This window comes from Paenibacillus antibioticophila, from assembly GCF_000455265.1.
In the GTDB taxonomy this organism is placed as follows: domain Bacteria; phylum Bacillota; class Bacilli; order Paenibacillales; family Paenibacillaceae; genus Fontibacillus; species Fontibacillus antibioticophila.
The window spans coordinates 99,031-119,467 of the sequence record NZ_HG005141.1; the positions used below are offsets into that span (position 1 = coordinate 99,031).

General features: G+C 46.8%; 19 protein-coding genes. All 19 read right to left on the reverse strand.

The window, feature by feature from the left end; all coding sequences use genetic code 11:
* Positions 1-20 precede the first annotated feature (20 nt).
* Positions 21-1,505 carry a flagellar filament capping protein FliD gene (gene fliD, locus TX85_RS17650; RefSeq protein ID WP_044481005.1) on the reverse strand — a complete coding sequence of 495 codons (1,485 nt, stop codon included), beginning with the start codon at positions 1,503-1,505 and terminating at the stop codon, positions 21-23.
* A gap of 13 nt (positions 1,506-1,518) precedes the next feature.
* Positions 1,519-1,893: a flagellar protein FlaG gene (locus tag TX85_RS17655; RefSeq protein ID WP_049895034.1), complete on the reverse strand. Its 375-nt coding sequence runs from the start codon at positions 1,891-1,893 to the stop codon at positions 1,519-1,521.
* Positions 1,894-2,020: 127 nt separating this feature from the next.
* Positions 2,021-3,175: a flagellin N-terminal helical domain-containing protein gene (locus TX85_RS17660; protein ID WP_044481007.1), complete on the reverse strand. Its 1,155-nt coding sequence runs from the start codon at positions 3,173-3,175 to the stop codon at positions 2,021-2,023.
* Positions 3,176-3,284: 109 nt separating this feature from the next.
* On the reverse strand, positions 3,285-4,484 hold the full coding sequence (locus TX85_RS17665; RefSeq protein WP_044481008.1) for a flagellin N-terminal helical domain-containing protein: 1,200 nt from the start codon (positions 4,482-4,484) through the stop codon (positions 3,285-3,287).
* Positions 4,485-4,640: 156 nt separating this feature from the next.
* Positions 4,641-4,880 (reverse strand): carbon storage regulator CsrA, encoded by a 240-nt coding sequence (csrA, locus tag TX85_RS17670; protein WP_044481010.1) that lies wholly within the window; start codon positions 4,878-4,880, stop codon positions 4,641-4,643.
* A 1-nt stretch (position 4,881) separates the two neighbouring features.
* On the reverse strand, positions 4,882-5,322 hold the full coding sequence (gene fliW / locus TX85_RS17675; protein WP_044481012.1) for a flagellar assembly protein FliW: 441 nt from the start codon (positions 5,320-5,322) through the stop codon (positions 4,882-4,884).
* A gap of 97 nt (positions 5,323-5,419) precedes the next feature.
* On the reverse strand, positions 5,420-5,983 hold the full coding sequence (locus TX85_RS17680; RefSeq protein ID WP_044481013.1) for a DUF6470 family protein: 564 nt from the start codon (positions 5,981-5,983) through the stop codon (positions 5,420-5,422).
* 14 nt (positions 5,984-5,997) lie between these two features.
* A complete protein-coding gene (gene flgL, locus TX85_RS17685) occupies positions 5,998-6,927 on the reverse strand; it encodes a flagellar hook-associated protein FlgL (RefSeq protein ID WP_044481015.1) in 930 nt (309 codons plus the stop codon).
* A gap of 14 nt (positions 6,928-6,941) precedes the next feature.
* The gene (flgK, locus tag TX85_RS17690; RefSeq protein WP_044481016.1) at positions 6,942-8,537 is read right to left on the reverse strand and encodes a flagellar hook-associated protein FlgK; all 1,596 of its coding nucleotides are present in this window, start codon (positions 8,535-8,537) and stop codon (positions 6,942-6,944) included.
* Between the two features lie 17 nt (positions 8,538-8,554).
* Positions 8,555-9,055 carry a flagellar protein FlgN gene (locus TX85_RS17695; RefSeq protein ID WP_044481018.1) on the reverse strand — a complete coding sequence of 167 codons (501 nt, stop codon included), beginning with the start codon at positions 9,053-9,055 and terminating at the stop codon, positions 8,555-8,557.
* Positions 9,056-9,064: 9 nt separating this feature from the next.
* Positions 9,065-9,349: a flagellar biosynthesis anti-sigma factor FlgM gene (gene flgM, locus TX85_RS17700; RefSeq protein ID WP_044481019.1), complete on the reverse strand. Its 285-nt coding sequence runs from the start codon at positions 9,347-9,349 to the stop codon at positions 9,065-9,067.
* Between the two features lie 127 nt (positions 9,350-9,476).
* A complete protein-coding gene (locus TX85_RS17705) occupies positions 9,477-9,896 on the reverse strand; it encodes a TIGR03826 family flagellar region protein (RefSeq protein WP_044481609.1) in 420 nt (139 codons plus the stop codon).
* A 108-nt stretch (positions 9,897-10,004) separates the two neighbouring features.
* Positions 10,005-11,057, reverse strand: coding sequence for a ComF family protein (locus TX85_RS17710; RefSeq protein ID WP_049895035.1), 1,053 nt, complete (start codon positions 11,055-11,057; stop codon positions 10,005-10,007).
* Between the two features lie 4 nt (positions 11,058-11,061).
* Positions 11,062-13,020, reverse strand: coding sequence for a DEAD/DEAH box helicase (locus TX85_RS17715; protein WP_044481020.1), 1,959 nt, complete (start codon positions 13,018-13,020; stop codon positions 11,062-11,064).
* 564 nt (positions 13,021-13,584) lie between these two features.
* On the reverse strand, positions 13,585-14,013 hold the full coding sequence (locus TX85_RS17720) for a hypothetical protein (protein WP_044481021.1): 429 nt from the start codon (positions 14,011-14,013) through the stop codon (positions 13,585-13,587).
* A gap of 191 nt (positions 14,014-14,204) precedes the next feature.
* Positions 14,205-14,933, reverse strand: a complete 729-nt coding sequence (locus TX85_RS17725) for a response regulator transcription factor (protein ID WP_044481022.1) — start codon at positions 14,931-14,933, stop codon at positions 14,205-14,207.
* Between the two features lie 5 nt (positions 14,934-14,938).
* A complete protein-coding gene (locus tag TX85_RS17730; RefSeq protein ID WP_262362685.1) occupies positions 14,939-16,102 on the reverse strand; it encodes a sensor histidine kinase in 1,164 nt (387 codons plus the stop codon).
* Between the two features lie 53 nt (positions 16,103-16,155).
* Entirely contained in the window at positions 16,156-18,852 is a 2,697-nt protein-coding gene (locus TX85_RS17735; protein ID WP_101781198.1) for a stalk domain-containing protein, read from the reverse strand.
* 680 nt (positions 18,853-19,532) lie between these two features.
* Positions 19,533-20,210, reverse strand: a complete 678-nt coding sequence (locus TX85_RS17740; RefSeq protein WP_044481026.1) for a PDDEXK family nuclease — start codon at positions 20,208-20,210, stop codon at positions 19,533-19,535.
* Positions 20,211-20,437: the final 227 nt, after the last annotated feature.

Here is a 20,437-nt window from a genome sequence, read left to right on the forward strand (position 1 = left end):
TTCACTCCTTGTTACTATTCTCATTGTGATAAAAGATTCGTGATGCTGGCAGATTGAGAGTTCAGCTTGTTGATTGCCGTTTCCATAGCCGTAAACTTATTGTAGTAATTTGTCTCTAATGTTACCATCTTTTTGGTTAATTCACTGATGCGCGTATTAAGAGTTCTAAGTTCCTTCCCCATTGTACTTTCTTCATTAAGTGCTTGGGTAATATCACTGCTGTATTTAGATGTGCCTGATTTATCCGAGATTTTCCCCAATGTAATTAAGGTTGAATCATAAAGTTTATCAAATATTCCTGTAGTGCTTCCATCAGCAGAACCCATGAAGAGTTCCCTGATCTTATCAGGATTTTCTGATATAGCTTTCTGGAGTTTTTCCTCATCTAAGTAAAGCTTGCCGTTTTCAGTGTAAGTCCCTGTTGTAATTCCGATATCGGGTAAAGAAATGGATCGGTTATCAAGCTTGACAGAAGAACTAATGAGGATGTTGCGCATATCCATGAGTCCTTCACTAATAATTGTATCTCCACGCAATAGCCCGCTTTGCGCCTTTTCTGTCCATAGCTTGATGTCGTCCTCATTCATTTCCTTCTTTTGCTCTGATGTTAGTGGAGTATAATCTGAATATCTTTTTTCGCTAATTTTGGAATTCAGGCTTTTGATTAGTGAATTATATTCCTCAATGAATGATTTAATCGTCTCAATGGCTTTCTTACCATCTGCCTTGGTTGTAATATTGGAAGTAGCGTTTTCTGCACTCTTTTGCAGCAGAGTGATTTCAACGCCGTTAATAACCGTCATATTCCCAAAAAACTTAACTTTCGTACCATTAATCGTAACATCAGCTTCTTCTTCGGCAACACTTTTCAAACCATAGTTCAGACTGCCGCTCATTGTAACATCACTACCGAATGTTTTCGATTTAATTACAATCTGCCTTGACACTTCATCAAATGTTGCTGTGACATTGGCCTCCTTATCACCATTAAGCTTATCAAGAACATTCTTAATCGTATCTGAGCCAGAGAACGTATAGGACTTCCCTGAAATATTAAGCGTATAGTTGCCAGTAGCCGTGGTTTGATCCGCGGTAGTGCCATCTTCTTGTGTTGCACTCACCGAAAGCCCGCCTAATGTGGAAGAAATAGTTGTCCCCTCTGCGAAGCTTGCTGATTTGAGCATAGCAGGTGAAGCAAGACGATTCACCTTTACATTCATTTGTGTCAAGTTAGATGTACTCGTTGCTCTAACACTAATTGCTTCTTTATCACCTGTAACCTCTGAGGAATACATGCTCATAGAAGCTGCTTTTCGATATTCATTACCTAGCTTATTCTGACGGAAATCAACAAGGCTGCTATTAACTTGCTTGTAGTTATCCCGGCGCCACTCTAAGATTTGCTTATTTTGACTCAATTTATCCAGAGGCGCACGTTGTGTTAACATATACTGCTTAACAATACTATCAATATCCATCCCTGTTGCTAAACCAGATACTCTCATCCCTTAATCCTCCTTATAAACGCTCATCAATGATGAGACCTGCAAATTCCATCATCTTCGCTACAATTTCCAAGGTTTTTTCCGGTGGAATTTCACGGATCAGATCCCCGGTGTCCTTATTCAAAACCTTAATCATAATTGCATTTGTTTTCTCGTGCACACTGATTTCTACTGTCGTCTCCGGGCCTTGCAGCGCCTTTACTGCCTTATCAATGGAACGGATCAGTTCCTCTTCTCCCAAAGAAACAGAACGTCCTTGCAGTTCCGCATTTTGCAGCTCCCGTCCATTTCTAAGCGGTACTGTATCTTGTATAGCAGTCTTAGGTGGTTGAGGATAACTCCCTGAACTCATACCTTGAGTTCCTGAAAATGAAATTTGCAGATTCATCATTACACCTTCTCTCAAATGATCCTACTATTTGTTATATCGGATGATGAGGTGAATTGGTTTAGCAAAACACAAAAAAAGAGATTCCGAAAACTCGGAATCTCTGTAAGGCAAATACAAATGGATCTTAACGAAGCAATTGCAGTACGCCTTGTGGTTGTTGGTTTGCTTGTGCCAACATTGCTTGAGCAGCTTGAGTAAGAATGTTGTTCTTTGTGAAGGACATCATTTCTTTCGCCATATCCACATCACGGATACGGGATTCAGCAGCTGTCAAGTTCTCGGAAGTAGCACCCAGGTTGTTGATGGTGTGTTCCAAACGGTTTTGGTTCGCACCCAACTTAGAGCGTTCTTCGGAAACTGCGTTCAAAGCGTTGTTGATTGTAGTGATTGCAGCATCTGCTGATTTTTGAGTAGAGATATTAACCCCTAGCTCATCACTTTCAACACCTGCATCAATAGCACCCGCTGTAGCATCCATAGCCGCTGCAGCAGCTTTACCATCCACACCATCAGCAAATTTCACGTCAATACCAGCAGCTTGTAATGCTTTGAGAACATCATCTTTAGTAGCAGCATTTTCAAACACAGCTGGATCTGCTGCTGTTGGTTTATTTGCAAGAGTTACAGTCACATTTCCATCATCGTCAATTGCTGCAGTTGTTTTTGCAACAGCTGCAGTTGTATCAACTGCCCCAATAACAACAGCAAAGCCAGCGCTTGATCTGTTTGTAACTACGAAGTCACCCGCAGTAGTTTCCGATTTGTATCCGTTAACGCCCAATTCCTTATTGCTCATATCCCCAATGGACAATTTAATGCTTTGACCAGAGTTAGCACCGATATGGAATACTTTATCGTTAAAGTCCCCATTCAGCACCTTTTGGTTATTGAACTCCGTGTCTGTAGAAATACGCTTGATTTCTTTGGACAATTCGTCAACTTCGGATTGAAGCTTTTGGCGGTCAACGCCTTCGTTGGTATCGGAAGAAGCTTGAACTGCCAGCTCACGCATACGTTGAAGAATGCTGTGCGTTTCAGTCAACGCGCCTTCAGCGGTTTGAATCAAGGAAATACCGTCTTGAGCGTTCTTCTGAGCCATATCCAAACCGCGAATTTGTCCACGCATTTTCTCAGAAATAGCCAAGCCGGCAGCATCGTCACCAGCACGGTTGATGCGAAGACCGGAAGACAATTTCTCCAGATTCTTGGAAGATGCGCCAGTGTTAGCGCCCAGTTGACGGTGAGTATTCAGTGCAGCAATGTTGTGGTTGATAATCATTGTAAATTTCCTCCTTGAAATAAATTCATTCCACATCCTTGTGGTTGTTTTGCCGTGACAAACTTGCTGTAACTCTTGTCACGGCACGTTAACGATTAGATACCAATTCTTAACGAAGCAATTGCAGTACGCCTTGTGGCTGTTGGTTAGCTTGTGCCAACATCGCTTGAGCAGCTTGAGTAAGAATGTTATTCTTCGTGAAGGACATCATTTCTTTTGCCATATCTACGTCGCGGATACGGGATTCAGCAGCTGTCAAGTTCTCGGAAGTAGCACCCAAGTTGTTAATTGTGTGTTCCAAACGGTTTTGGTTCGCACCCAACTTAGAGCGTTCTTCGGAAACTGCGTTCAGGGCGTTGTTGATTGTTGTGATTGCTTTATCAGCAGAACGTTGGGTAGAGATGTTAACACCAACCGTATCATCTGCTACAGTTGCTTCCGCTACATCAGTGTCTGCTGCAGCTGCAGCAGTAATATCAGCAGCAAGAACAGCATCAGTAGCATCGGTTCCACTAGCAACCTCAGCTTCAAAACCAAGAGATTTCAGAGCATTTACAACGTCTTCATAAGTACCAGTAACAGCTCCTGCCTCAGGATCACCAGCTCCATCCACACCAGGTGCAGCTTGCTTGATGGTAATAGTGATTAAACCATTTTCATCCATAGTAGCTGTAGTCTTCTTAACTTCCGCTCCAGTCTCATCTTGTGCAGCAGTTACTTTAATCTTGTAAGCTTCATTATCTTTGTTTGTAATAATAATTTTGTCATTAAGAGCCTCAGATTCTACACCTACATAACCATTAACGCCTAACTCAGTATTGCTCATGTCACCGATGGACAATTTAATGCTTTGACCAGAGTTAGCACCGATATGAAACACTTTATCGTTAAATTCGCCATTCAGTACTTTTTGGTTATTGAACTCTGTGTCAGTAGAAATACGTTTAATTTCCTTAGACAATTCGTTAACCTCGGATTGAAGCTTTTGACGGTCAACGCCTTCGTTGGTATCGGAAGAAGCTTGAACTGCCAGCTCACGCATACGTTGAAGAATGCTGTGTGTTTCAGTCAATGCGCCTTCAGCTGTTTGAATCAAGGAAATACCGTCTTGAGCGTTCTTTTGAGCCATGTCCAAGCCGCGGATTTGTCCACGCATTTTCTCGGAAATAGCCAAGCCGGCAGCATCGTCACCAGCACGGTTGATGCGAAGACCGGAAGACAATTTCTCCAGATTCTTGGAAGATGCGCCAGTGTTAGCGCCCAGTTGACGGTGAGTATTCAGTGCAGCAATGTTGTGGTTGATAATCATTGTAAATTTCCTCCCTGAAATAAATTTATTCCACATCCTTGTGGTCCGCTTGCTTTCGTTAAGGTCGGCCGCCCCTCCGAAATAGCGTCTTATACATATATCGACATGGATAATTCGGAAATTTAGAGCAAATGGACTATTTTTCCTAAAAAATATTCAAGATTCAGAGGACTGGTTAAATCTCTCCATCAGTTTCTCTATATCCGCCTGTCCATGTGCGATAGATTGTCTGTTCAACTCCTGGATCGACAAATAAATTTCTTTGCGGAACACTTCGACTTGTCTAGGGGCTTTAATGCCTATGCGAACATTGTCCCCCTCAATACCCAGGATGGTTATCTCGATGTTATCCTGAATAACGATAGACTCACCTTTTCTGCGAGATAGTACAAGCATATTATTCGGCCCCCTTCTCCGGCGCAGAACTCCCCCACAACAAATGACGCGAGGTGTAGGGACTGTCATGCAGAATGACTTGTCTGGCTACGTTGCTTGCTGTATTGAAGACCAGCGGCGCAAGCAAATTCAGGGTGGATTGCTGCATCTCACCCTGCAGGGTGACAATATTGCGAATCTGAATCTCTGTACCCAGTTCTAGTTCTTCAATCACCGAGACGGGCAATTCAAATTCATAATCTTTATAGAACACAAAAGGATCGGTAATCAGAAGTGATATCTCACGCTGGACTAAAGACTGCAAGTATGAAAAAGGGGTGCCTTCTATGTCAATAATCGCGAACCGGTCGTGTTCTTCGAATCCGGGAATTCCTTTTGGAAAACTATAAATTTGCGAATCCGCTATACCTATTCTTCCAAATTGCGCTGTTTCAATTTCCATCGTAATCAACTCCATCGCTTGAACTTGTATTGAAATAGAAATAGCTATAGCCGGACTGCAAACCGCTATAGCTATCTTTCACACATGTGATAATCTATTATACCACTACATCCAGTTCAGGAGGGATGATCTCTACTGAGGCATACTGCTTCACTTGAACATCAAGCTTCCCTGGATGGTAATTAATATCCGGTATATAAGCCTGCGCACTAATCTGTGGCGGATTCGCCTGAGCCTGTATGACGGGGTTATTGCGCTGTACATGTATATCCACATTATCATAGGAGGCAGGCGCACGATATTCAACGAAGGGATCCCGCTTCCAATCTCCTCCATATACCTCTGCAATAGAACCGCCGGGCTGATGGAACTGTGCCAGTTGATTGCCTTGCTCTACCCTTTTTGCCAGACCTTGCAGGAACAGGCTGGGCAGGTTGGAATAAATCTGCTGATTCATCTCCAACGGATGACCGCCTGTATAGGCGCGCCACGCTTCGTGCTGATCGATCTCCATTGCAGGTCTGGGCTGTTCTATATGCAGGTCGGCTCTTCGGGTTTCAATACTAAAGTCAGGTCGCTGTTGGTGTATTGATAGCGAAGCGTTCGTAGATTCAATGGACAACAGCGCAGGTTGCTGGCGAATTTGAAGTTGAGGGATCATAGAACCTTCACCGCCTACCTCAGGAAATCAGCTAATGAGTTAGAGATTATTTTGGCTCCGGTAGATAAGGAGGCATTATAGATGCTTTCTTGAATCTTTGCATTTAAAATAGCCTTCTCATAGTCTACATCCTCAACACTTGCCTGCATATCGTTCAGGTTAACTTCAAGATCAGTTAGCCTGCTTTGCATCAGCTCGACTCGATTCGTTTTTGCTCCCACTTGCGATCCGGCAGTTAACACCTTGTCCAGTCTCGTATTGATGAGATCTAACTGATCAGAAATAGTATCAAAGTCACTTGCTTCAAGCGCCACGCTGAGTCTATCCAGCATCGTAAAGATATGATCGCCATCCGCATCAGCGGGACTACCGAAGATATCATTACCAGTAACATTCACGCTTAATTGAATGTTGTCTCCAATAAAATAATTAATCTCGCTTGCATCTGTTGCCAAATCTCCTGCAGCGGAGGTATCGGATAAATTATCTGCTCCTTTAGGAAAGTCGTATGGCTTCTTGTCATAGGTCTGACCATTAAAAATATATTTTCCGTTTATTTTACTGTTTCCGATATCCAGCAATTGCTCCTTGAGCTGCTTGATCTCCGTATTGATGCTATCCAGTGCAGAGTCTGGATTCGTTGAGTTAGATGCCTGAACGGTTAATTCCTTCACGCGATGCAGTATGCTCCCTACTTGATCAATTGCTGTGTCCGTAGCCTCAAGCCAGGATTGGGCGCTATCCACGTTCTTCTGATACTGCTCATTCGAGGACAGCTCCGCCCGATAGCGCATAGAGTACGTAATGCCGACAGGGTCATCAGAAGGCTTGTTAATTTTGCGGCCTGTAGCTAGCTGGGTCTGTAATTTATTTAAATTCACGCCATTGCGATTCAAGTTAAGCAGCATTTGATTATTCAGCATATTGGAGGTTACACGAATCATCTAGTTCACTCTCCTTATCTACCTACTATACCAGTAGAGTTAATTAATTTATCCAGCAACTGATCGAAGGTGGTCATGAAACGCGCAGCAGATGTATAGGCATGCTGGAATTTCATCATGTTAGAGAGTTCTTCATCCAGAGAGACTCCGCTAATGGACTGACGGTGTGACTCAACCTGTGTCACTAATATGTCTGAGTTCTCGGCCTGCCGCTGAGCTTCTTCCGCCTTGACACCGAGTATTCCCACCATCGCTGCATACTGCGAATTTACTGTCGATTGTGTTCCATCAGCAGCTGTGAACTTGGCTTCATTCAAGCTAGACATAAGCAATGCCAGGGTGTTATTTCCCTTAACCACCGCGCCAGTCCCCGCTCCCTCCGTACGAAGTGAGGTCGCAAGCAGATTAGAATTGCTAAGAATAGCCGGGTTAATCCTCAAACTGCCTGCATCTGTTCCCACAAAGAACGGCAAACCGCGATCCGTGGTTCCATTCAAAGTAAAACCAAGCTGATGCAGGCCATTAAATCCATTCACATCAATTGTGGTCGCGCTCTTCAAAACGCTATTAGCCGGCAGAGGGCTTCCGGCCGTGACAAGCTGATCTGCACCATTAACGGTTACAGTTGTATCCTGTTTTACGACAGTGCCTTCTGGCAGCATTGAGCCTGCAGGAATAGGTATATTCTCAATCCGGCCATTCATAATTGTATTTACCAGATTGTTCAGTTGAGCCTTGCTGTCCACAACATAACTGTCACGGGAATAGATAATGCCATAAGCTTCACCGCCCTGCAAAGTCCCTGCCGCATAGCCTTGCATCAGGAAGGACGCGGAAGGATCCCCAGCCGGCGCTTGTTGCACCTGCACCGCATTTCCCTGCAGAAGCGGGGTAGTGCCCATCATAATATTATAACCTGTCTCTTCTTCAGTAACTGTAATATTCACAATTTTGGACAGCTTGTCTGTGAGCAGATCGCGTTGATCCCGGAGATCGTTAGCGTCGTCACCAAGCCCCTCCAGCCTTGCAATGGAAGCGTTCAGGTCTGCAATAGAGCTTAAATAGCCGATCGCTTCCTGATCCTTCATGCCTATGCTTGTTGTCAAATCAGCTGAGAGATTATCCAACTGTCGATTCATATAATTAATAGCATCTGTCATCGCCACACCGGTCTCCAGCACGATCTTGCGGGCCGTCGAATTCTCCGGATCCTTGCTTAGATCAGACCATGCCTGCCAGAACTTGTCCAGCACGGCCCTGAGTCCGGAATCAGAAGGCTCATTCATAATACCTTCCAGCTTGGACAGATTCTCCGCCTGAATAGTCCATCTGCCGTTGCTGCTGTTTTCCCCACGGAACTGCCCGTCCAAAAAAACATTGCGAATCCGTGTAATCGAGTCAAATTCAACCCCTGTCCCCAGCTGACCAGGAGAAATCGAGCGATTCACCCCGTAGGCCTCCATCGACAAAGAAGCCTTCATATTCACAACCTGTCGTGAGTAGCCCTCTGTATTGGCATTTGCCACGTTATGACCTGTTGTATTTAACGCCGCAGTTTGGGTAAGTATACTGCGTTTTGCCGTTTCAATCGAATGAAATGTAGATGCCATAATTTCCCTCCTTTGGGTTAAGCCCGTGCATCGAAAAATCCCGTTTTTTGTTGCGTTGCATTTTTTGATGCGGGATTCTGGTATGTTGCTTCCTGCTCCCCGTTGTTCCCTAGCAAATTTAATGAGTAATCCACGAAGGCCAATGATTGCTCTATTAACTGTTGGTTCAAATCATTAACGCGCTTTAACTCTCCCAGCGTCCATGACAACCCGGATTGAGCCTGTTTCAGCGCTTCCTTCTCTTCTGGATCGAACACAAGTCTTGTCAGTTCCGTCAGGTTCAGATTAAGCAGCGATTTAATGCCTTTTTCCTGAAGAAAAACCTGGCACGCTGCAAGTCGTTGCTCATCCAATGCAGAGATCTTCTTCACTAACCGGGATTCCTGATTCATGATTCCGATCAGTGTATCTATGTCGTTGGCCACAATTGCGGTACGTTTTGCTTCTCCTAATGTCAACATGTTCTGATGAGCTTCGTTAAGCTCATTAAGCGAGTCAATTAATTGCCAGATCGCCATTGCAGCCTCCTAATTATCTGAAGATGACTTGAAGTAAGGCAGAAGCTTGTCAACGAGCTTGCTGGTCTCCACCTGATAAGTACCCGTAGATACCAATGTCTTCAGTTCCTCAATCCGCGAACTTCGTTCGGCTCCTTGAACTCCTTCTTGTGCCTTCAACAGCTCCATCGCTTCGCTCGAAATAGACACCTCATCCTTTCGGCGAGTCTTGTTTTCCGTATCTTTGCGCTGCGACTCAATATGGCGTTGATAACTATTTATGGCTCCCAGCCGTCCGGTCTCATTAATTTTCATGGGGTTCACCCTTTCTTCCAAAATAAAAACGCCGATAATCTTTACTAAGTTTATCGGCGTGTAATGAATCATATTTAATAGCGAAGCATTGGATGTTCATGAATATTATGCCAAGATAGCCCGTTTTTTAGCGTGACGGCCCACGGAATTTGTCGACAACTCCGTATGCTCCTCCACCCCGGTTGTCATTCGAGCCCCTGGAAGACTCCTCTTCTTTTGCAACTGCAGATAAATCACGCGCTAATCTTGACCGGCAGGAGTCGCACATATTGCCCTCCCGAATCAGAACCCCGCAAACCTCGCAAGGATACATCATATTCGGATTGTTGGCAATTGAAATACGGCCCTCTCGGATAAACTTGGTAATCTGCTTGATCGAAACCCCCGTCGCTTCTGAAACCTCCTGAATCGTCGCCGTCTTCTCCGCGCGCAAATATTCCAGGCAAAGCTCATATTCCCGCTCTATATCCTTTGAACATGCAGGGCAAATATCTCTGAAGTTTTTGGCAAACAGCTTTCCACAGCGTGGACAATTTCCCAAATTCATATCCATACGATGCTCGTCCTTTCAATTACATCTATTGCTGATAGATTACATGATTTTTACATTTTCGTCCATGCCTTTTATTTGTTAATACGTTAACTTAAACCTCCCTCAGGAGCGGGCCCATGTTAGACTATAGATTTCAGTCTTAACATCTGTTGTCATGAACAACTCCTGCAAAGCGTGTGCGCAAGCATCCACGGTGCTCCCTGTAGTATATACATCGTCAATAAGCAGTATCTTTAACTCTTTTTTGCGAAGGACATTCACCCTTAACGACTTTACTTGCTCCTCAGCGTCATCTGCTGGAATGAAAATACCGTACAGATCCTGTATCCGCTGTCTGCGGCTTTTACTGCTCTGCTTGTCCGTATGCCGGGAACGCTGAAGCAGTTCAAGCAGAGGAACTCGCCCAACCCTGGCCGCTTCGACCGCCAGAAGCCTTGCTTGATTAAACCCCCGTTCCAGCATCCGTTCACTGCTTATAGGCACATAGGTCACTATATCAAAAAATGACGTTTTTTTTCGGCTGCAGCTCAACCTTAATTCACACTCCAGCCGTTTCATGCCGTCACCTACCATTCGAGCAAGGATCCCTCCAAGCGCTTCATCTCCTCTGAATTTAAAACGAGCTAACCAGTCCCGCATCAGCGGAGTATAGGAGACAACACTGCGATTGAGCACAAAATGTCTGGGCTCCAGCGTCTCCCGCGTGCAATCCGGGCAGCCTGCAGCTCTTCCGCAAATGCTGCATTTAATATGACGGATCCAGGGAATTGAACTATAACAAGCAGAGCAAATCTCCGGGTATCCCTTGGCACTGTCAGAAATGATCTTGCCGCAGGCAAGACAAGGATATGCGGGCGGAGCCAATAATTTATGTAACGGGATTAGAGCAGATTCGAGTGCCGAACCCCAATCTATATAAGTATAAGGTACTCGTGAATATTCATGGATCGAGACTTGTTGATCCAGATGCTCCTCAGACTCCTTCTGTCCAGGGGCAGATTTAGTCATAAGCGGTTCGCTCTGTTTTGAAGCCTCGTAGCTGGAAGGGTGCTGATACGTATACAAATTGGAAAATTTATGGAGGCCGCCGTTTTTAAAAAGGACTTGTCTATAGTTATTCGATGGGTGCACGTTCTTATTTGAAGCATTCGACATATGACTATGCCCCCTCCCGAATAAGATATCCTTGCTTAAGGGCAATTTTGTTCATGGTGCGAATCTGGCGAATCGCCCCGCGCTGTGATTGAGTCCACTCCGGAGAAGCGAAGAGCACCTTTCCCGCGGGATCCCCCTGGGAACGGCCTGCCCGGCCGGCCATCTGGACCAGTGAGGCTTCATCAAACAGTTCACTATGCGCATCTAATATGTATACGTCACTTTTAGGTATGGTGACTCCTCTTTCCAGTATCGTAGTTGTTACCAATAGACGAATCCTGGAAGCACGAAATTCCTCCACCTTGCTGCCTCTCTCCGCATCTTGCGAGGAGGTGCCGCCGATCGGATAGTCCGGAAAACAACTCTGCAGCAGCAGCACTAAAGGAGCAATATGCCGGATTCTGGACACAAAGCAAAACACCTGGGCTCCACGTTCCAGCGAGCTCCGCATTTTTCCTGCCAAAGCAGAAGGGATTGCCTGCTTAGTCAGGCAATGATTAACCGGCCGCATAGAGATGCGCCCTGGAACCGGGAGCGGGTAGCGATGATAACGAACAGGCACTCTGGCGTAAGGCAAATGTCCGGATCGGGCTTCCCGCTGTAGCCCGGCAGGGGGAGTTGCCGAGAGATAAATAAAACTCCCTTCCAGCTTGCAGCTTGCCTCTGCCGCATAAGCCAGCATAGGATCGTTATGATACGGATAAGCGTCCAGCTCATCAATAACAACCAAATCAAAGGCCTGATGAAACCGCATAAGCTGATGAGTTGTGGCCAGATAGAGCTTGCCTTCTTCCCAACGGTGCGGACTTCCTCCGTATAACACCACTGGCTGTGTCTCCGGGAAAGCCTTGGCCATTCTCGGAGCCAATTCCAATACTACATCCCGCCGGGGTGTTGCTACTAGAGCCTTTCCTCCGCGAGCCAATGTATATTGAAGCAGAGGGAAAATCATCTCCGTCTTGCCTGCTCCGGTAACGGCCCACAGCAGAAAGCGCCGCTGGTGCTGTGCCAGGGAATGCAGCGCGGCGGACGCCGCAACGCGCTGCGCCGGGCTTAGCCCCCACCGGTCCAGCATGGACTCGGTGGGGCTTCCCGCCGCCGCGGGCCCTTCGGGCGCCCGCGGCGACCAGGCGCTGCTGCCGCGCAGCAGCAGCGCACAAGAGCGGCTGCGCCCCATTGCGAGGCAGGCCTCGCAGTAGGCGCAGCCGCTAAGGCCGCACGACCCGCAGGGCGTGCGGCGATTCACCCCGCTGCCGCAACGCCGGCAGCGGAGGCCCTTGCCCCGCCGGAGCAGGCGGCGGGGCCGGCCGTGGGCGTCGCCAGCTTGCGCGACGCCCGGGCCGAGCAGCACGCGCCCTTGCAGGTATGCGTGCTGCAGCGCGGAGCGCCATGCCGGTGCCAGATCCGGCATGCGCTCCGCAAGAAGCTGCTGGAGCTCGCCTTCCAGCAGCGACCGACCGGTCAGCGCGTCTGCCAGGCGCGACGCCTGCTCCTCCAGTGCTGCCCAATGATTTCTGCCTGCCCCTCCCCTTTCCTTCTTGTCTTCCTCCCTCCGCGCTTTGCTAGCCTCTATTTTTTGAATATGTATCACCTTTTCTAACAACGTGCTACTTGCTTCTCTATGACCTAACCTTTGCTCCATAGCAAGCTCGGCATGCAATTCCTTAACTATGTATTCCTTCCACTGTTTAAATGCCCATCTGTCATACATTACGGACGGCTTAAAGCGATCGCGAAGCCGCACAGCCCATCCTAAGGGCATCGACTCTGACAACAGAATAATCCGGTTAGTCAGCCCGCCCCTATACCCTTTGTTATTACCCGAAGCCTTCCTCCTGCCTATTGAGCTGTATTGCTGCATGTGCCCATTCTCTGTCCACCACAGGACGTCAACTCCCAAGTCCAGACTAATTTCCATCTCCCATCCCGCCTTGATTCTGACCACATACAAGCTGACTCTCATAAATTCCCTCCTCAGTTTGTTTACTAGTCTAGCTACTATATAAGTTGAACTATTGACTTTTACGTTTCGGGGCAACGTGTGAAGTGTGCTTACGATCGCTGTTGTTCGTAGATTTCTCTAATTGAACTAAGATATTATAAGGTTGAAATCCACTCACAAAGGCGAACGCTTTCGCTTCTTCAGCACACTTCACACTTATGCCCTTTCTACGTAGCTTATTTAGCTCAACTTATATAGAATAAGAAAGCTCTATTCTGCCTGACTCCTGTTTCTCAAGCATTCTAGTTAATGTTTCTCCAGCTTATGTCCTAATCCTGTCCTCCCAACACTTACTTTCACTTATTCTCCTTTCTACCACCTTTCAACTATATTCTAGTTCTTAAGTCATTATAATCCATAATATACCACAATATTACATGCATATATATTAAAATGGGATTTTTTAATTTAATTTATTGGGCTATACAGGAAAGTTTCAGAATAGACACAAAAAGGCACACTCTCAGCATTGAACTGCTCAAGAGTGTGCTTCACGTCCTGCATGTGGCTATTTTAATTATTTCGTTATATTCGGGAATGGACATAAGGGATTTTAGCCGCCTCCTGCGGCACGCGCAGATCAACGTGCACCCTGTTCTCCCTGTCCGCAGATTCTGGACTCTTGTTGAGTACTTTGTCAGCCGTATCAGACATATCGATGACATTTAAGCGAATTCCCGACTCATGATAAAGCCGCCTAAGAATCGCAAGTGTGTCATCCTCCGAGGCCTGATCCAACACCGTAACACGGATACATTCTCCACGAATTCTCGCATACCAGGATAGTGCCCGGATATACCATTCCAATTGAAGCTCGTGATTACGAGTCACCAGGATATAATGCGTTTCCAAGACATCCTTTTGTGTCCTCCGAAGAAAACGTCTATGCAAAAGATGTACCAACAATGCGGCAAGTCCATAACCGACCACAATCCAGCTCATGTAGGTGAACATGGACACCCCTCCTTTAAAAGGGCTGTTCAGAGATTACTGCAGTGCAGCACACTAAACAAATCCTCTATAGCGACAATATATGCCGCAGTCGGCAGGTCGGTTCATGGTCAAGAGCTTCAGAATCTGTATGTATACCATCGAGCATTCAATCAGCTCAACTTTTACATAAATTCAATCTATTCCATACAATCCTACAGGGTTACCCAGCCAAATTTAATGGCATTGATTACCGCTTGCGTACGATCGTCCACATCCATCTTCTGTAAAATACTGCTAACATGGTTCTTCACAGTCTTCTCACTGATAAACAAATGCTCGCCAATCATTTTGTTACTGCGCCCCTCGGCCATCAATCGTAATACCTCGGCTTCCCGGCGAGTAAGCGGATTGTCTTCGCTCGGTACGAATTTGACGCCAGCCTCACGGATTCTATTATCCTCGGCAATCGCACCCGTTTCGCTTAAATACTCCATACGGCGAAGCTGCTGAATCAATTTACCTGTTACCTTCGGATGAATAAAGGCGTTGCCCTCTGCCACCGTGCGAATCGCATTAATTAATGATTCGGCCTCCATATCCTTGAGCAAATAACCTGTTGCACCTTTTCTAAGGGTCTCAAATACATAGCTCTCGTCATCATGAATCGATAAGATGATCACCTTAATGTCGGGATGCAGCTCGCGAAGCTCAGCGGTAGCATCCACCCCGTTCAATAATGGCATGTTGATATCCATTAATACAATCTCAGGGGGCTGCAATTGACAGAACTCAAGCACCTGGGTTCCATCTCCACATTCACCTACGACCTCAATATCCTCCTCCATATTCAAAATCCGTTTCAGACCTTCTCTGAACAGCTGATGGTCATCCGCTAGAAGAACCCTGATTTTGTACTTGCCTTCAGTAATAAGGTTGTCCATTCCGGTTACTCCCTTCTTTTTTCTGTCTTTGTCGGAATGTGAATAATGATCTTGGTCCCTTCGTTCGCTGTTGATTCGATATCCATTCTACCCTCAAGCAGCTCTACCCGTTCCCTCATTCCGATAAGCCCAAAGTGCGTGTGTCCCTTGTTCCGCTCCTCCAGTTGATCCACTTTGAAGCCAAGACCGTTGTCTTGTATGACAATGCGAAGCATCTCTCCCTGATAGTTGATATCCACACCGACAAACGTGGGAAATGCGTGCTTTGCGGCATTGTTTAGGGCCTCCTGAACCAGCCTGAAAATTGCCGCCTCCATCGGAGAGGACATGCGATGCTCTTTGCCTCGGGTCTCAAAGGTCGTACGAATTTTTGTCTTTTCCTCAAAGTCATGGACATACTTTCGGAGTGTCGGAATTAATCCGAGGTCATCCAGCGCCATCGGACGCAAATTAAAGATCACCTTACGCATTTCTTCCAGACTTGAGCGTACTTGGCTCTTTAAGTCTATTATTTCGTCTTGCACCAGCTTGAAATCCTGCTTGGAGATCATTCTTTCGACAATTTCCGTCCTAAGAACTAGATTTGCCAGCAGTTGGGCAGGACCATCGTGAATCTCTCTCGAGATCCGTTTACGTTCTTCCTCTTGCGCCAGAATAATCTTCAATCCAATCATTTGGCGGTTTTTAGCCGACTCAAGAATCCGACTGACCTGACCAAGCTCTCCAGATAAGTACTCCAGAACTACTGCCATTTGCGAGCTCACCGTTTCCGCACGTTCAACGGACTTCTCGACATTTTTTGCCCGCTTCTGCAATTCATCCCGTCTGGCTTTAAGATACATTTCCTTCTCCCGATAGATCATCAGATCCAATTGAAGCTGGGTTGCTCTCTCATAGGCTTGCTTGATGTCCTCTTCCTTATAGCGCACAAAATCCCGGCTGACTTCTGTCAGCCGGATCCGGGACCTTCTAAAATTTATCTCAAGTTGATCAACCTTCTCAACCGTCTCAGCGGTTTCCTTGATCACCTGCTGCAGCTCATTATTGAGCGTATTCAGCTCGCTTCTGGCTGCCTCCAGAATTTCAAGGATCTGCAGCTTGCTGTTTTCCATGACGCCAACAGCATTTTTAATGACGCGGTCAATTGCATCAGCTTGGTACTCTGCCACTTCATCCTTCTCCATTCCCATGCTTAAGTGTCCGTGCACTAAGAACTATCATATCATGATTGCAGTGTGATAGACTTGGTTTTCTGTTCCCAATTTACGGTAATACCAAGCTGCTCGGAAACCATGCGCAATGGGACTAAAGTCCTTCCATTTGTGATTAACGGTGTTACTGTTCCTTGTTTGGCAGCGCCATTCAGCAAAAATTCCTTCTTGCCTACAGTCAGCTCCAATACTGTTAATCCCCGTGTGACCGTGATTTTCTTCGAAGCGGCTGTCCAGGTTGCCTGTCCGCCAAAAGCATCTACTACATATCGAATCGGCACATAGGTCACTCCATCCTTAATGAGGGGAACAGCATCCATCGTTACTTTTTTCCCGTCAACCGTCATCGTCTTCGATCCGGTCACCATTACAGCCGTTGCGCTTGGCAGTCCAGTATCTCCGCCCGTGACGGGTGCAGTAAAGCGAATGTTATCAAAGGATATGCTGCCCGTAAGAGCCCGTTCATCCTGGCCATCCTCCAGATTCACAACGTACAAACGCTTCAGCTTGACCGGGTGCTTCAATGCGCTTGCTGTTAAATCAGCCGTTAGCGTTCTCCAGCCTGTGAAGTCAAGCGGACGAATCAAGTCGGCATAAACCGCCTTTCCGTCGGCGTCCTCAAACTCTGCCCGCAGCCAGTTCAGGCTGGCATCGCCAAGCACGTCTATCGACATAGAGGTCGCTCCCTCCGGTATCGTTCTGCCTGTCGTTCCGTTCAGTTGGGCATAAGCAAACTTGTTACCGGTACCTAAGGTAAGATCATAATCCAGTTGAAGGACCTTCGATTTTTCACGTTCCCCAGTACCTTGAACAACCGATACTTTGCCTGTCGCCTCTGCCGGCAATCCGGTAAAGCTTACAGGGTAGCTGATATTTTCAAAGGTCTCCCATACTTGTTCTGCAGATACCGAGAAGACGATCGGTGTTCCGCTAAAGCCGTCATAGCTTGGCGTCGCATAGGCCACCTTGGCTCCATTATTAATGGACTGTATCGTCAAGACACCATTTTGCACTGCGGCTTTCATGCCGCTGAATGTCCATTTCAGCGACTCATCCGGAATATTGACCGTACTTCCGCTCTTCAGCTTCGCTGTAACCGGTACGGAGACGCTTGTTCCCGCTTCTAACGGTGCATAAGTAGTAACAGGAGTGAGTGTATCAAGGTCTGTTCCTCCAAGCACAGTCACATCCATACTGCTTGTTGCGGATCCGCTGGCAGCTGTAATTTTAGCCGTTCCTGCCTTCACTCCCTTGAAGCCGTCCCCCGTCCAGCTTACATTGCTGTTGCTGGCGCTCCAGGTCGCTTGGATGCCTGAAGTATCAATCGGGTTGTAGTAATTGTCGTAGCCTTTCAACGTATAAGGAACCGTCTGCCCAATAAGCAGTGTCTTGCTGCCGCTTACCTTCAGCCCCTGCAAGGTCCCGACAGGCGCAGTGGAATAAACCCCCAACCCATTCACAACGGCGCGCTGCCCTGCGGAGCCATTCGAGGTGGTGAAGGTCAATTGTGCGGTATTCTCCGCCAGAGGACGGGTAACCAATGTCGTTGATCCGCCGCCATCGAGGTTCATTCCTTTCCAAACGCCGATGGATGTCATGAATTTCTGCAATTCAGCCAACGTTAAGCCAGTGCTTGCAGAATTTTTCTCCGCCGTAATAAGATAAACCTTCGTTCCATCCTTTGAGTAGCCCACAGCCGTACGAGCTACTGCACTGCTCCCGCTGATCGAGTTCGTTGAGCGGGTGAAGGAAGAGGCAGCGCCTTGGTCCACCAGCAAGGTATGTCCTCCGATAACCATCTTCAGATCTGAAGGATTATATTCAATTCCACTGCTCCGAGAGACAAGTCGGTAATTCGTATCTACCCGCTGTCCGATCTGCATATGGGATGCAATGAAGTCCGCTGCCAACCCATGGGCGCGCAAAATATACCCATCCGCCGGCACTGTGCCAGGAATGGCAGATTTATAGCTTATTTGCTGAATGACTCCGCCCTGAACCAATACCTCCGTTGGGGTCGTTCCGCTTGCCTTCGGTCTTTCCTCGGATTTCCAGTCACTAGTATAAATAAACATGTTATTAACGTGGCTGTATCCATTATCCGGCTCTGTTCGATAGGACTCCTGATTCATCCCGGTTAGCGGGAATACTGAGCCATCTTCAGTGATCACAGATCCATTAAAGCTGAATTGATCAATCATTGGCGTATTATCGCTCTTCACCGCAAAGGCAAACATCCCTGTCAATTGTGCGGGACTCGTGACAAGCACTCCTTGGGAGACTGCTGCTCCCATCGCAACACCTTGCCCGCTGGTTGCAAAGAAGTCGCCATTGATACCGGCAACTGCCCCTGTCTCTTGGGCCATTCCCTCTACGGACTGCCGAGTAGTCACCTGGCCATTTTTGCCGGTCATTACGTCTAGTTGGACATAAGGATTGCTCAGATCCACCTCGACCACATCAGCCAGTACCTTGACCGATTTGCCGGAGCGGGTTGTTGTGTATTGATATTTAACCAGCTTCGCACCAGAGGTAATCATCTCGCTGCTGAGCTGTACGGTCTGACTATCCGCCGCATACGCCTTCGATGTTGTTCCTGTGAAAGACTCCAGCACTGAGAAAGGCTGAATCCAGATCATTCCTGCCAAAGACACCAGCACCAGCTTCTTACCGTGCACCGCCGCCAAACGCGCTATTTTCTTCGTCATCTTACCGTCGTGCTTCTTGTGTGCTACCATTTTTGTGCGCTACTCTCCCATCATATGCAGTCTATCTCAGAGAACTTTCAGTTCAGTTCCCCGGAATCTAGTATACAATTAATAGACTACATTAGAACGGAAAAGTTACGAAAAAAAGCAAATTTCATGGAAAATGGTAGGGGATTGGGTATTCACGGCATCTCGATGGGAGACGCGGGCCCCGCAGGGGCGAGAGCCCCAACTAGGGGTGAGGTGTCAGCGGTGTAGGCACGCTCTTTACCGTGTAGGAACGACCTCTTAAATTTAGTGAATATTTTTCTATTAAATTCACGAAAATGAGCACTATTGTGATTTTAGTGAAATTTTTTCCCTTAGAATCTGGAATTCAACACCCTCACCTTATATCGCAAAATTTAAGTGCAAATATTTCACTATATCTCTCAACAAAGCATTTTGGCAGGATCTAAGCGAACTTTTTTCACTAAATCAGTCCGAGTCTGGAGTAGCCGATCCGAGCACCAGTACATGTCACTATCAATGCAACCGATCCGACCAGCGCATCAGAGCCAGCACGTACGCGCCAACTTGCCTCTTGCTCCCACCTTCCTACCAAAGATCCCCTACCGTCTTTATATTACTTAACTAACTTAATGCTCCATCCGATGCCCCCTCGAATTACGGTTAAATGCCTATCCAATCAAATCTCCTTTCCCGGGAACAAGCTCATAAAAATGAATTCGAGCACTCCCCCTATTACTAACTGGCCTTAGGATCCCTTTGCTGCATAGAGATTGAAGATACTTTCCGGCCGTCCGATTACTTATCTGTAAATGATGCGCTACCTGCTTTGGCCTAATCGGCCCCGGCGAACCAAGCGCCAGTCGAATCACCTCTGACTCGGCAACCTGCCACCTTTGAATCGGTTGATCACTGACCAGGTAACGCCGAAGCAAGAAGTCCAGCATATTCATGCACAGGTCAGGCCTGTTATCGACATCGTCATAAGCAAAGGATGCTATTCTATATCCTAACGTTTGTAAGTACAACTCACGATTTAACTCATTGCAATACTTTTTCCGGTCCATATCACGAACATGCGGTCCATAACCTTTAATCTCAATCATCAGCTTCAACTGGCCCGGCAAAAACGCAAAATCTCCAAAGTAAGGCCTGCCCCGCCAATCCGTGATTTCATATTCCGGATGCAGATGATCAAAGTTCCGGTAGAGCGGCCACCAGACATTTTTAAGAAATAGTTTCTCCCCATGACCATGTCCTCGCTTTAGGCGCCCTTTGCGTTCACCCGACCTGCGAGCCAGATGCGATTGGATAAACATCTCATGCTTATCCTCAAATTCCTTATCCATCCAAGCCTCCTCCGATTCCCATCAGGTTTACAAAAAAAGTCCTGACCCTCTGATTGCTCAGTTAGTCAGGACGTTCTTCGTCACATATTTGAGTTGATTATATCATTCGTCTTCAAAACGAACAAGATTAAGACTCTGTAATCTGCACCGGACAAATCCGGACCGATTGAAAATAGTGAAATTACTTCCCTTAAATCCTCGCAATAATGGTATTTACCACATCTAGT